This window comes from Streptomyces guryensis, from assembly GCF_021261325.1.
In the GTDB taxonomy this organism is placed as follows: domain Bacteria; phylum Actinomycetota; class Actinomycetes; order Streptomycetales; family Streptomycetaceae; genus Streptomyces; species Streptomyces guryensis.
The window spans coordinates 1-13,132 of record NZ_JAJSBI010000059.1; the positions used below are offsets into that span (position 1 = coordinate 1).

At 70.3% G+C, this 13,132-nt stretch carries 8 protein-coding genes, 1 tRNA gene and 3 pseudogenes; 6 read left to right on the top strand and 6 right to left on the bottom strand.

The genetic code is table 11. From position 1 onward, the window contains the following. From LJ657_RS49310 to LJ657_RS47670, 3 genes and pseudogenes are all read right to left on the bottom strand, one after another. The coding region (locus LJ657_RS49310) for a hypothetical protein (RefSeq protein ID WP_372488083.1) at positions 1-94 on the bottom strand (94 nt) is incomplete at its 3' end. 11 nt (positions 95-105) lie between these two features. Further along, positions 106-264 (bottom strand): annotated as a pseudogene (locus LJ657_RS47665) (IS630 family transposase); the annotation flags it as partial. 76 nt (positions 265-340) lie between these two features. Beyond that, complete coding sequence (locus LJ657_RS47670) at positions 341-1,369, bottom strand: aldo/keto reductase (RefSeq protein WP_232656030.1); 1,029 nt, start codon at positions 1,367-1,369, stop codon at positions 341-343. 115 nt (positions 1,370-1,484) lie between these two features. Between LJ657_RS47670 and LJ657_RS47675 the strand changes: the two genes are divergently transcribed. Next, entirely contained in the window at positions 1,485-2,423 is a 939-nt protein-coding gene (locus tag LJ657_RS47675) for an AraC family transcriptional regulator (RefSeq protein WP_232656032.1), read from the top strand. A 230-nt stretch (positions 2,424-2,653) separates the two neighbouring features. Further along, a pseudogene (locus LJ657_RS49470) lies at positions 2,654-2,743 on the top strand (transposase); the annotation flags it as partial. A 682-nt stretch (positions 2,744-3,425) separates the two neighbouring features. Here the strand turns inward: LJ657_RS49470 and LJ657_RS47695 are convergent. Then, positions 3,426-6,983: a WD40 repeat domain-containing protein gene (locus tag LJ657_RS47695; RefSeq protein WP_232656034.1), complete on the bottom strand. Its 3,558-nt coding sequence runs from the start codon at positions 6,981-6,983 to the stop codon at positions 3,426-3,428. 231 nt (positions 6,984-7,214) lie between these two features. Here LJ657_RS47695 and LJ657_RS47700 point away from each other — a divergent pair. Beyond that, a pseudogene (locus LJ657_RS47700) lies at positions 7,215-7,416 on the top strand (OB-fold nucleic acid binding domain-containing protein); the annotation flags it as partial. Positions 7,417-7,888: 472 nt separating this feature from the next. Here LJ657_RS47700 and LJ657_RS47710 read toward each other — a convergent pair. After that, positions 7,889-8,347, bottom strand: coding sequence for a MarR family winged helix-turn-helix transcriptional regulator (locus tag LJ657_RS47710; protein WP_232656035.1), 459 nt, complete (start codon positions 8,345-8,347; stop codon positions 7,889-7,891). A gap of 109 nt (positions 8,348-8,456) precedes the next feature. Between LJ657_RS47710 and LJ657_RS47715 the strand changes: the two genes are divergently transcribed. Next, positions 8,457-9,539: a substrate-binding domain-containing protein gene (locus tag LJ657_RS47715; RefSeq protein ID WP_232656037.1), complete on the top strand. Its 1,083-nt coding sequence runs from the start codon at positions 8,457-8,459 to the stop codon at positions 9,537-9,539. Between the two features lie 306 nt (positions 9,540-9,845). Further along, complete coding sequence (locus LJ657_RS47720; RefSeq protein WP_232656039.1) at positions 9,846-11,543, top strand: purine-cytosine permease family protein; 1,698 nt, start codon at positions 9,846-9,848, stop codon at positions 11,541-11,543. Positions 11,544-11,739: 196 nt separating this feature from the next. Here LJ657_RS47720 and LJ657_RS47725 read toward each other — a convergent pair. Beyond that, positions 11,740-11,816, bottom strand: a tRNA-Trp gene (locus LJ657_RS47725). Between the two features lie 614 nt (positions 11,817-12,430). Between LJ657_RS47725 and LJ657_RS47730 the strand changes: the two genes are divergently transcribed. Further along, complete coding sequence (locus LJ657_RS47730) at positions 12,431-12,997, top strand: transposase (protein ID WP_232656040.1); 567 nt, start codon at positions 12,431-12,433, stop codon at positions 12,995-12,997. Positions 12,998-13,132 lie beyond the last annotated feature (135 nt).

Here is a 13,132-nt window from a genome sequence, read left to right on the forward strand (position 1 = left end):
GCGCGATCCCGTAATCGAAGCGGTACCAGGCACGGTCCGGAGCGAGTTCGACGGCACGGGTGTAGTCGGCCACCGCGTCGTCGTAGCAGCCCATGGCACGATAGATATCGCCACGATTCGCGGGCCCCGGTTCCCGCCGGCCGAGGCCAGCAGCATCATCGCCCGCCGGAGCCGCACCGAACTGGTGCTGCCCCGGCGCACGATCTGCTGCAGCTTCTGTCCCTCCTGGTCGGTCAACCTGTGCGCACGGACAGGCTCAGCCACCACATCCCCAACGGCCGGGCCCCACGCACGCCACTACACATCCAACCGCCAGGCAGGGTTCCGGCCGGAGCCGGCGTCATGCCGCCGTGCGCTCGCCGGCCGGTCGGCGGCGCAGTTCGGGGCGCTCGATGGCCGGCGGCTGGTAGGCGTGGTCGAGGGTGCCGGTGTCGGTGCCGGGCGGCGCGATCGCGTCGATCCGGTCCAGCACATCGTCGGTGAGGGTGACGTCGGCGCCCGCGAGCAGGTCGTCCAGGTGTTCCATGGTCCGCGGTCCGAGGAGGGCGGACGTCACGCCCGGGTGGGCGAGCACGAAGCCCATCGCGAGATGCGTGAGCGGCAGGCCGGCCTCCTCGGCCAGCGGGATGAGCTGCTCGACCACGTCGAGCCGACGGTCGTCCGTGTGCTGCCGGAAGCCGAACTTCGACCGGTGCGTCTCGGCCTCCTGGCCCTTGCGGTACCGCCCCGTCAGCAGGCCGCCGCCGAGCGGCGACCAGACCAGGGTGCCCATGCCGAACTCCTGCGCCACCGGGAGCACCTCGCGCTCGATGCCCCGGTTCAGGATCGAGTAGACCGGCTGCTCGGTGCGCGGCCGGGCCAGCCCGCGCCGCTCGGCGACCCAGTGCGCCCGGACGATGTCGGAGGCCGGCATGGCCGACGTGCCGAACGTGCGGATCTTGCCGGCCCGCTGCAGATCGGTGAGGACCGCGAGGGTCTCCTCGATGTCCGTGTCGGGGTCCGGGCGGTGGATCTGGTAGATGTCCACGTGGTCGGTGTCGAGGCGGCGCAGCGAGTCCTCCAGCGCGCGCACCAGCCAGCGCCGGGACGAGCCCTGGTGGTTCGGCTCGTCGCTCATCGGGAACCAGGCCTTGGTCGCGAGCACGACGTCGTCCCGCCGTCCCTTCAGCGCCCGGCCGACGATCTCCTCCGACTCGCCGTGCGCGTACATGTCGGCGGTGTCGACGAGATTGATGCCGGCGTCGAGCGCGCGGTGGATGATGCGGACGCAGTCGTCGTGGTCGGGGTTGCCGAGGGCGCCGAACATCATCGCGCCGAGGGCGTAGGGGCTGACCTTGATCCCGGTCCGGCCGAGGCTGCGGTAGCGCATGGTGTCTCCTTCAGGTCTTACAGGTCTCACTGCTGTGTCGCTGACACCAGCCTGTCTGTCGTTGGCCGGACTATGAATACTTGTGAATCCGGATTTCTTGCGCGAGAGTACGGACATGGATGCCGACCGACTCTCCGAGGCACTCGACCTGGTCGAGGTGCGCAGCGTGCTGACCGGCGGCGTCGCGGCCCGCGGCGGTTGGTGGGCCCGCGGCCCGCTGGCCGATCCGGTCAAGTTCTTCGCGATGGTGAGCGGGCGCGCCCGGCTCACCACCGACGGCGTCGCCGAACCGGTCGACCTCGTGCCGGGAGACGTGGCAATCCTCACCGGGCGCTCGTGGGTGGCCTTCGAGGCCGGCGAGGCACCGCGCCACGAGGTCCAGCCGGAGTCGGACTTCTCCACCACCCGCTTCGCGGGCTCGGACCCGGCTGTCGACGACGTCGTGATCGGCGGGGCCGTCAGCGTGAACGAGGCCGGGCGGACGCTCCTGCTGGAGTCGCTTCCGCCGGTGGCCCACATCCGGTCCTCCGCCGCCGGAGACGGGGACCGGCTGCTCGCCGCCGTGCTTCGGCTCTTCGACGAGGCCACCGACGACCGGCCCGGCTCGGCCTTCGCGATCCGGCAGTACAGCCAACTGCTCCTGCTGGAGGTGCTGCGCTGCTACGCCGACCAGACCCCCCTGCCCTCCGGCTGGTTGCGCCTGCTCGTCGACGAGCGCCTGCGCCCCGCCGTCGACCTGCTCCACGGCCGCCCCGAACACGCATGGGGACTGGAGGAGTTGGCGCGCGCGGCCGCGATGTCCCGGACCACATTCGCGGAGCGGTTTCGCGAGGCCGCCGGTGTACCGCCGCTCACCTACCTGGGCCGGTGGCGCATGCTGCTGGCCCAGCGCGCGCTGCGGAACGGCGACGCCCGCGTCGCGGCGCTCGCCGCCGAGCTGGGCTATGGCTCGGAGAGCGCGTTCAGCACGGCGTTCAAGCGCGTTATCGGGGAGTCGCCGCAGCGCTACCGGGCGCGCGTGCGCCAAGAGGCCGTTCCGATCCCGGGCCGGTGACGGAGATCAGCCCTGAGCGGAGCCAGCGCGCCTCAGGTACCTGTCCGGGCTCAGGAGAGCTCGCGGGATGTCGCACAGTGGGCGCGAGGCCGTCCCCGCCTGCTCGGTCCTGACGACGAGGAATTCGTCGTCCAGGCAGCCACCACCCGCCCGGCCAAGCCGGGCCGGCCACCGGGACGTCCTGGCGACAGAGCGCCGTGAACGCGCCCGGCGAGGAGTTCGCGGACGGCTACCGCGGACGCCGGTGCCGCTACCGCGGCCTGGCCAAGACGCACGTCCAGCACGTCCTGACCGCACTCGCGATCAACGTCGAGCGGCTGAGCCTTCAAGAACCCGCCGACGGCTCGTACCGGCCCCGCCCTCCCACAGCATTCCAGCAGTACCTCGACGCACACGACTTACCCCGGCCGCTGTGGTGGCGCCAAGGGAAGTGACGCCCGCCCTCAAGATTCCCGACAGAGTCAAGCTTAGAGGTCGTTCTCTTTCCGAACCCCGTGTGCGGATTCCGCTGGTCAGACGTGGGTTTGCAGCTGTCACGGACGTCTCGACCCGTTGTCGGTCGGGATGTTGCGGGGGTGGCGGATGCCGTCGATGCGGGCGGTGCTGGAAGCACGGCGGAAGACCTCGGCGGTGCTGGTGGAGGAGCTTGAAGCCGAACTGGTGCGGGTGCCGGCGGACTTGGCTGACGCGGAAGAGGTGCTCAGGCGCCGGGTGATCGGTCTGGAGCAGTATCCGGAGGCGCTGGCCGAGGACGAAGCGTCCGCCCTGGTGGCCGGCGGGGTGTCCCGGAAAAAGCCGATCGGGCCGCGACGCGCGGTGGTGTTGATGGCCGCCGCCCCGGACGCGGGAGCCGACGGTCCGGGTGCTGTACACGATCAGGTTCTTCGGCCCCTCCTACGCATCGCGCACGGCCGACTGCGCCTGCTCCTTTGCCGATCACGGACAATCCCGGGGAGTTCGGGGACAACTCGGCGGGCAACGGCCGTAGAACGCGGTGGATCGTCACGGAGCTCGGGTGCCGGGGGCTGGGCCCGGCGTGGTCTCGGGGAGCAGGTGGGTACGGCGTTCCTCGGGTGTCAGTGAGCGGAAGATCCGGCCGCGTGCCGCCGACAGCAGGGCCTGCGTGTCGCCCTCGGCAGCCCAGACGCGGATGGTGCGGTCCTCGGCGGCGGAGACCACTCGACGGCTGTCGGGGAACCATGCGACGCAGTTGCACCGGCTGCGGTGGATGCCGATGATCCGGCCCTCGCCACCGCGCCGCGGATTCCACAGGCGGACCGTGTGATCGGTGGAGGCGGTGGCGAGCGCGTGGCCGTCCGGGGACCAGGCGACCGCGTGCACGCGGGCCTCGTGGCCCTGGAGCACGTGCCGGAGCGTGCCGGTGGCGGTGTCCCAGACCCGTACCGTCCAGTCGCCGGAGCTGGTGGCGAGCCGGGTTCCGTCCGGGGACCAGGCCACCGCGTCGACCCAGCTCTGATGGCCGGTCAGGCGGTGGAGCAGGCGCCGGGCGGCGAGGTCCCAGATCTGCGCCGTATGGTCGTCCGATCCTGTTGCCAGCAGTGTCCCGTCGGGTGACCAGGCCAGGGCGCAGATCCACTGGGAGTGATCCGCGTACTGCCCGAGGACCGTGCCGTTCGCCGGATCGAGGACGGTGGCGCGGTGGTCACGTCCCGCGACGGCCAGCCGGGTCCCGTCGGGTGACCAGGCCAGGGCCTCGACCGTCTCCTGCCCGGTGAAGAGGGTCCGGTGCCCGTCACTGGTGAAGGGCTGCCAGATCCTGACGGTGTTGTCGTCTGCGCTGCTGGCGAGCCGTCGGCCGTCAGGAGCCCAGCGCAGCGCTCTCATGCCGGCGGTGTGCCCGGTCAGGGTCCTGACCTTCTCGCCGTCGTCGGTCCGCCAGATCCGTACCTTGCCGTCGATGGCGCCGCCGGCCAGGTGACCGCCGTCGGCAGTGATGTCGAAGCCGAGGACCGGGCCGGGGTGTTCGGCTATCTGGAGCAGTTCGGTGCTGCGCGTGCCAACGGTCCATATGCGGGCCGTGCCGTCCTCGGCGCCGGTGGCGATGCGGTCGCCGCGGGGTGACCAGGCGAGCGCCTCCACCCGGTCCGTGTGGCCGCACAGGTGGGCGAGTTCGTCCCCGTGGGCGACTGTGCGGACGTGCACCTCGGACCCGCGTGAGGCGATGGCGAAGCTGTCTCCCTGCGGGGAGCACTGCAGATTGATGATCAGCGCGTCCGGCCCCTGAAGGGTCCGCCGCAGTTCTCCGGTCCCGGCGTCCAGGACTCTCACCCGCTCCTCGCCGGAGAGCAGACAACCACCGTCCGGTGTCCAGGAGACGGGGGTGGCGTGGTTGTACGAGCGCTCGATGACCCGCTGCGGGCGTCCGGTGGCGACGTCCCAGATGATGTACGACCGGTCGTAGGCGGCGGAGAGCAGCCGTGTGCCGTCCGGGGACCAGGAGAGCCGGTAGATCTCGTTGCGGTGGCCGGCCAGTACGGCGGTCGGCTGCCAGGTCGCGGTGTCGAAGAGCCGGATGTGCCGGTCCCGGGAGCAGGCGGCCAGCAGGGAGCCGTCCGGGGACCAGGCGATGTCGCGGACCGTGTCGCTGAAGGCCTCGAGCACGGTGACGGTCTCGCCGGTGACGGGATCCCATACCCGCGCGGTGCGGTCGCGCGAGGCGCTGGCGACCCTCCGTGAGTCCGGCGACCAGTGCACCGCCACGACCCCTGCGGCGTGCCCCTCCAGGAGTACGGCGGGCGCACCCGAAGCCGCGTCCCAGATACGGGCGGTCCCGTCCAGCGACCCGGTGGCGATCCATGCCTCGTCGGGGGACCAGGCCACGGCGCGGACGCCGGCGGTGTGGCCGGTGAGTACGGCCTGGGTGTGGTTGTGGGCGAGCGAGGCCATCAGCGCCCGGACGGCGGTGGCGGTGGGCGGGCACTCGGCGAGGGCGGCGGACGCCAGGAGGGTGCCCAGCTCCGGCTCCCGCTCGGCGTTCGCCAGGACGTACTGGCCGACCGACTCGGAGACCCGGTGCAGGAAGTCCCGGTCCTGGCTCCGGGAAGCCGTGACCAGTTCCTGCATGTCCGCCGTCGCCTCCCTGGCGGACTCCAGGCCCGCCAGCCATCTCCGGGCCAGGGCGAGCCGCTCCCCGGTGAGGAGGTAGTCGGGGCTGCGTCCCGAGGACCGCCAGTCAAACGCCCAGCGTTCCAGTTCGCTGCGGCTCTTCAACTGCTCGGCACGGACCGCCACTTGCTGTTGCAGCGGCGGCCACTGACGGAACAGGGCCTCGTGCGCCGCCTGCAGCACGGGAGCCCCGTCGAACTGGGTGACGACCAGCAGCCGGGCCTTGTCGAAGGGGCGCAGGATCTCCCGTTCCCGGTCCGACAGGCCGGCCGTCGGCACCCGGCGCTTCACCGGTTCGCCCGCATCCATCCCGACGAGAAGCAGCAGCACCGCGAGGACGGTGTCCGCGCCGAACTGCTCGACCACGGAGGCGAAGACCTCGTCGGCCTGGCGGGCGAGGGCGCCGGTGACGCCGCCGAGGGACAGGTAGCTCTCCGTGGTGGCGAGGCGCGAGTCTCCTATCGACAGGTACAGCTCCCGCAGCAGGTAGGCCAGCAGGGGCAGGGCGTCCGCAGTGCCGGTGTCCTCCACGATCCGCGCGACCAGCCCGGGTTCGAAGGTGATCCCGGCCAGCCGGGCGGGCTGCTCGACGACGGCGACGAACTCGGCCGTGCTCATGGCACCGAGCGCCATCGGCGAGGTGAACAGCTGCGGCTGGCCACAGGAGAGGAAGTCCTGGAGGAACTCCACGCGCAAAGTGGCCACCACCCACAGCCGGCGGTCGGCCGCCAGCGCCGCCGAGACTCCGGCGAGGAACCTCTCCCGGTCGGCTTCCGCAGCGAAGGTGATCAGTTCCTCCAGCTGGTCGATCACCAGCAGCGTGCGACCCGGCAGCACGCCACCTGTCGTACGTGACCTGTGCACGTGGGCGAGGTCGCCGTCCCGCAGACGACGGGCGACGTCCTCGCGGTCGCGCCCGCTCGCCTGCGCCAGGCTGTCGGCCAGACTCTCCAACGGGTCGGTACCGGGCACGATCACGGGGAGGACCGTCCACCGCGACTTCAGCAGGCGCGGCAGGACCCCGGCATGCACCACGGAGCTCTTGCCGCTTCCCGACATCCCCGTGATGCCCACGAACCTGTCCTGCGGGTCCGGCGTGGCCGCGTTCAGCCGACGGATGATCCGGGCGACCTCGGTGTCCCGTCCGAAGAACACGGCCGCGTCCTGCTGCCCGAACGCGGCGAGCCCCGGGTAGGGGGTGTGCTGCGGGTCCCAGGCGGGCCGCGGCGCCGCGGGGTGCGCCTGCCGGTGCACCACCACCTCACCCACGATGGTCACGGCCAGCAGGACGACCACCACCACCGGCGCGATCCGGCCGAGAAACCGCACGGTGGGCGACTGGACGGCGTTCGCCGCAAAGTTGGCCGCGAGCTCCATCAGCGTCGCCGAGACCAGAACCGTGATCTGCAGAGGCAGAGTCGACCGTTGCCGCATACGCTTCCCCCCGGTTGATAGGGGCTGCCCCGCCCGTGGCCGCTCAAAACCCGACGATTGACCAGGGCTGCCGAAGCGATCCCCCAACGGCGGCGGACCGGCCGGCACCCGGGGCCCCCACCTGGGCCTGCAACCGGCCGGCGAGCTGGACGCTCACCCTCAAGTCCGGTACCACACAGGCGCGTTCGCTGCACACCCGCGAGATCCACCGTCATCCTGGACGCCCTGGCGCGCGGCCCGCGCCGCACCGTTCGTCGCCGAGACGGCCTGGGACCTGGACGAGGTGGCCGCCGCCCGCCGCGACCACGGCCCGCAGGCTGCCCTCGACTTCCTCGGCCACACCAGCCCGGCCCCCACACCCGCCCAGCCGGCCGCCGGACAGCGCACACTCGCCGACGGAACCGCCGGGGCCCGCCTGCACCCGTACGCCGACCGAATCCGCCAGGTTCGCAGATGCCGGATGCTGCAGGACGATGCACCCGATTGCCGGTCAACGTTGAAACCGCGCGTACCCGGCCGGTCGCAGAGGCCGCAGCCCGCACGGCCTGCTTGTGGGCGAAGTCAAGGCCGCATTGCCGTGGGTGAGCGATCCGGACGGCGATGCCGCCCCCCGATGGCGGCTCGACGAACTCGCCGTTTGTCCGGCCGCCCACGGCACGGGCCTGGCCGCCGAACTGCTCGGAGCGGTCACCGAGGACGCCCCCGAAGGCCGCTCCTGGCCGCTCACGTCCGTCCGCTCGCCGCGCGCCGTCTCCTGCTACCGCCCGCAGGGCTGGACACAGGCCGCGCCCCCTCACCCCAGGGCACGGGCATCGTCGTCCTCCTCAGCCCCTGTCATCCCGCCCGCGCTGTGGCCGCGCTCCCTCTTTGAGCGCGTGGGCGCAGGGCTTCACCACCTCAAAAGATCAACTATGCGGTCTGCTGGGCGCCACCGCAGGCAACCCGTCGACCGTCGCCGCGAGCAGAGACAGGAGCCGGGTGAGCTCTCCCTGGTCACCGATGGCGTCGAGAAGCCGGGTCTGGTCGGAGCGGACGCGGTGGGCGGCGCGCTGGTGGAGGATGCGGCCGCGGGCGGTGAGGTAAAGCAGGACGCGGCGGCGGTCGTCGGGGTCGGGCCGACGGTAGACCAGGTTGCCGGCGACCATGCGGTCGACGAGCTTGGTCAAAGTGGGCGCCGGCATGAGGGCGTGGTCGGCGATCTCGGACATCGGGTGGCCCTGCCCGTCGGCGACGGCCGACAGGACGCGCCACTCATCCACCGAGCAGCCCTCCTCGGCCAGCATCGCGGCCAAGCGCCGGCCCAGGCATCGTTCGGCGTGACTGAGGAGGTGGGCAAGGTCCGGCGAGGACGGTTCCGACGGCATTGCCGGTGTCCTTCCGTAGGTCTAGGGTTCGGGCAGATTACGAGCCTCCGCGAGGGTGCCGGGGCCCGGACCGGGATCCGCGCGCCCAGTGCCCTCACGGAGGTGGTCTGTGCATCCGGTGCCGCCGAGAGGGAATGACGATTCGAGCACGACGCTGGTCGTGGCCTTGGTCGTGCCGCTGCAGGGACCGGCGGGGGTCTTCGGGCCGTCGTGCGAGCTGGCCGCGCAACTGGCCGCGGAGGAGCTGAACGCCGCGGGCGGCGTACTGGACCAGGAGGTCCACCTGGTCACGGTGGACGGCGGGGCGTCGCCGGAGCAGGTGGCGGCCGAAGTCGAGGCCCTGGTGTCGCTGGGCGCCGTCGACGGGGTGGTGGGCTGGCACACCTCGGCGGTGCGCCAGGCGCTGCTGCCGCGGATCGCGGGCCGCGTGCCGTACGTCTACACAGCCCAGTACGAGGGCGGCGAGCGCACACCCGGGGTTTTCCTGACGGGCGAGACCGACACCGCTCAACTGCTGCCCGCGATGCGGCTGCTGGCCGAGGCAACCGGAGCGCGACGCTGGTGCACGGTGGGCAACGACTATGTGTGGCCGCGCGTGAGCGCCCGTGCCGCACGGCGATACGCCCGCACCTGCGGCGGCCTGGTGCGCGGCGAGGTCTTCGTGCCCCTGGGAACACGCGACTTCGGGCCCGTGCTGCGCCGGATCGAGCGGTGCGAGGCGGACGCCGTACTGATGCTGCTGGTCGGGGACGACGCAGCTCACTTCAACCGGGCGTTCGCCGGGTACGGTCTGCATCAGCGGTGCCTGCGGCTGAGCACCCACATGGACGAGAACATCCTGCTGGCCACCGGAGCGGGGGCCACCGACGGGCTGTGGGCTACGGCCGGTTTCTTCGAGACGCTCGCGACCGCCGAGAGCCTGGACTTCAGCGCGCGTTACGCGGCGCGGTTCGGTGTGGAGGCACCCGTCGTGGGCAGTCTGGGCGAGTCGTGTTTCGAAGGAGTGCGCCTGCTGGCGGCGTTGGCCGAGCGGGCGCGGTCGCTGGACGTGAAGACGATGTGCGCGGTGGGCGAAACGGTCTCCTACGAGGGCCCGCGCGGCGCACTGCGGCTGCGCGGCAACCATCTCACCCAACGGCTGTACCTGGCACGGGCGGATGCCTTCGACTTCCACGTCGTCACCCAACTCTGACCCGCTCCCTGGCCGTTGATTGACATTACCCTGCCACAGAAATAGTTTCTACGGGAAGCATCCGGCGGAGGCGAGGCATCTGTATTCAATCGAGCCCTTCGCTCGCCACAGCCTCCCATCGACGGGCGCCCCGCCCACGCGGGAACACTCCTGGTCGCGGACTATCTACGCGCGTCGAATAAAGGCCCGTCAAAGACCTTTCCCTTTAAAGGAAGCGAAACGTTCAAGAAACAGTGCGGCGTGACTCTTCCGTGCAGTCACCCGGGGTCGCCCGGGTCGTCCCCCGTGCTGGGAAGAGGGAATGTCGTGACGGAGATCGTCGACAAGGAAGCACCGCCGGCGAGTACAGGCGGACGGACGTACAACAACTGGGCGCAGAACGACACGTTGGAGGACTACTCGCTGCGCTACGCGCCGAAGTCCTTCCGCCGCTGGACTCCCTACGTGGTGGCCACGACGGCGCTCGGTGGCATCGCCTACCTCGCCGACTTCGCCATCGGCGGCTCGATCGCCATCTCCAACGGCTTCTCCAGCGCCATGGTGGCCATTCTCGCCGCGGCGGTGGTCATCTTCCTGACCGGCATCCCGATCTCGTACTACTCGGCGAAGTACTCCATCGACATGGACCTGCTGACCCGGGGCGCGGGTTTCGGCTATCTCGGCTCGACCCTCACGTCGGTCATCTACGCCAGCTTCACTTTCATCTTCTTCGCCCTCGAAGGCTCGATCATGGCGCAGGCCCTCGAGCTGGGCCTGCATATCCCCCTGGCCGTCGGCTATCTGATCTGCTCGCTGATCATCCTGCCGCTGGTGATCTACGGCATGACCGCCCTGTCGAAGATGCAGGTGTGGACGCAGCCGGTCTGGCTGGTGCTGATGGTCGCACCGTTCGTCTCCATCGCCATCCAGGAGCCGGACAAGTTCTCGCAGTTCACCCACTTCGCGGGCAACTCCCCCACCGGCTCCGGCATCAGCATGCTCGGCGTCGGCGCGGGCGCCGGCGTGGCCCTGTCACTGATCGCACAGATCGGTGAGCAGGTCGACTACCTGCGCTTCATGCCCGACAAGACCCCCGAGAACGCGGGGAAGTGGTGGGGCGCCGTGCTCTCCGCCGGTCCCGGCTGGGTGGTTCTCGGCGCGGCGAAGCAGATCGGCGGGGCGTTCCTGGCCTTCTACATCGCCGGCAGTGTGGGCCTGTCCAAGGCCAACGAGCCCATCCAGCAGTACGTGCACGGCTTCAAGACCTTCGCGGCGCCCGTCGCCCTGGGACTGGCGACGTTCTTCGTGATCCTCTCCCAGATAAAGATCAACTCGACGAACGCGTACTCCGGTTCGCTGTCCTGGTCGAACTTCTTCTCCCGCCTCACGCACCGGCACCCGGGCCGGGTCGTCTACATCTTCCTCAACGTCGGCATCGCGCTGGCCCTGATGGAGGGCGGAGTCTTCGGCTTCCTCAACACCGTCCTCGGCTTCTACTCCAACGTGGCCATCGCCTGGATCGGCGCGGTCGTCGCCGACCTGGTCATCAACAAGCCGCTGAAACTGAGCCCGTCGTACATCGAGTTCAAGCGCGCCCACCTGTACAACTTCAACCCCGTCGGCTTCGGCTCGATACTCATCGCCTCCGCCGTCTCCATCGCCGCGTACTTCGAGGCCTTCGGCGACTACGGCAAGGCGTACTCCCCCTTCATCGCCCTGTTCCTCGCGATGGCCCTCTCACCGCTGTTCGCCGTGCTCACGAAGGGCAGGTACTACATCGCCCGCGTCGACGACCTCGAGGAGCCGCTGCTCGGGACGGACGGCCTGCCCTCCGCGGCCACGCTGACCTGCACCGTGTGCACGACCGACTTCGAACGGCCCGACGTGGCCAACTGCACCTTCCACTCCGGGGCGATCTGCTCACTGTGCTGCAGCCTGGAGAAGAACTGCCACGACTCCTGCAAGACCGGTGCCGCCACCGGCCCGGTCGCCCTGGCCACACCCACCGTGCGGTCCGCGGACTGACCACCATCACCTTCCCGTGTCCGGCTTGGCTCCGGCTCGCGTTCTTCGACGTGGGCCGGAGCCGACGTCGTCAGTCGGTCAGGGCTGCTCCGGCGTCGCGGGCGTACGGTGCCTCGAACGGGCATGCGTCGCCATGGGCGGTGCGCCCTCACGCCGCACGGCCGGCCAACCGTCATCGACCACTTGCCCGATTCAGTGGCAGGGGCGGCAGGAATCGAACCTGCGGCATCCGGTTTTGGAGACCGGCGCTCCGGCCATCTGAGCTACGCCCCTTTGGCAGCGACAGCCTGGCACGGCCAACAGGCCTGTCTCCAAGGGATTTCCGCCTGTTCGGAGAAGGCGCAGGACGCCGACGGCCTTGCCGAGGATCCGCACGTCGTCACCGGGTACCGGGTCGTACGACGGATTGCGCGGCATGAGCCACATCTGCTCGTCCGGTCGGCGCAGCACTGTCACTGTGGCCTCGTCACCGGGAGAGGGCCAAGCTCAGCCGCGAATCAACCCGAACCGGACGACCTTTCCCGTGTGGACGGGCTGCAAGCCGTCCACACGGCCGTGAGTGACTCCCGAACTCGGTTCTGGCACAGATCTTGGGGAGCGGTCGCGGACCGTAACCGGGCAGGTCGCTTCGCGGCTGTGATCACACTTGTTCTTGGTGGACCCTGGTTTCCTGGGGATGGAAGTGGCGGACGATCGTCCAGAATTCCTGGCGGCCAAGGCCGTCGGCCCAGCGGTCGAGCTCGTCGTCCGAGTCGTGGAAGAACCAGGACTCGAAGTGCCGCAGGGCCCGAAGTTGGGGGCGGGCTCGTATCGAAGTTCGCAGTGGAGCTGGATGTAATGATCATGCTCGCCGGAAGCGTCTGGACGGGGAGGACGGGGAGTTAACCGTGCTCGGCGACTCCGCCTACGGGACCGGCGACCTGCGCGGACAGTTGCAGGCCGCGGGCCACACGCCGGTGATCAAGCCACCGCCGCTGCGGCAGGTGATCCCCGGCGGCTTCACCATCGACGACTTCCGCATCGACCCAGCGGCCGGCACCGCGACCTGCCCGGCCGGACGCACCGCCAACCTCGGCCGCGTCAAAGCGGACGGCGCCCGCACCGCCCAGTTCAAGCAGCTCTGCGCCAGCTGCCCCCTGCGCGGACGCTGCACCACCTCCAAGACCGGACGCACCCTCAATGTCCACCCTCAGCACGAACTGCTGACCGCCGCCCGCCATCAGGCCGCCACCGATCCGGCCTGGCAGGCCGAATACCGCAGATGGCGGCCCCCGGTCGAACGCGCCATCGCCTGGCTGGTCGCCAAGGGCAGCCGCCGCGTCCCGCATCGCGGCATCATCGCCAACAACATCTGGCTCCACCACCGCGCCGCCGCCCTCAACCTCCGCCGCCTGATCAACCTCGGACTCACCCGAACCGGCACCACCTGGCAACTCGCCCCGGCCACCACATAGCGAAAAGGGCTGGGGCCTTGCCCCCGAGGAGTGGACACCTGTTCGTTTCGTTATGCGGCAAGTGTCAGGGTAGCTGACTGCTGTTCATAGGGGATCGGTGCCTGCTGTCCGTTCGCCGAGTGCCGTCGGCGGGTG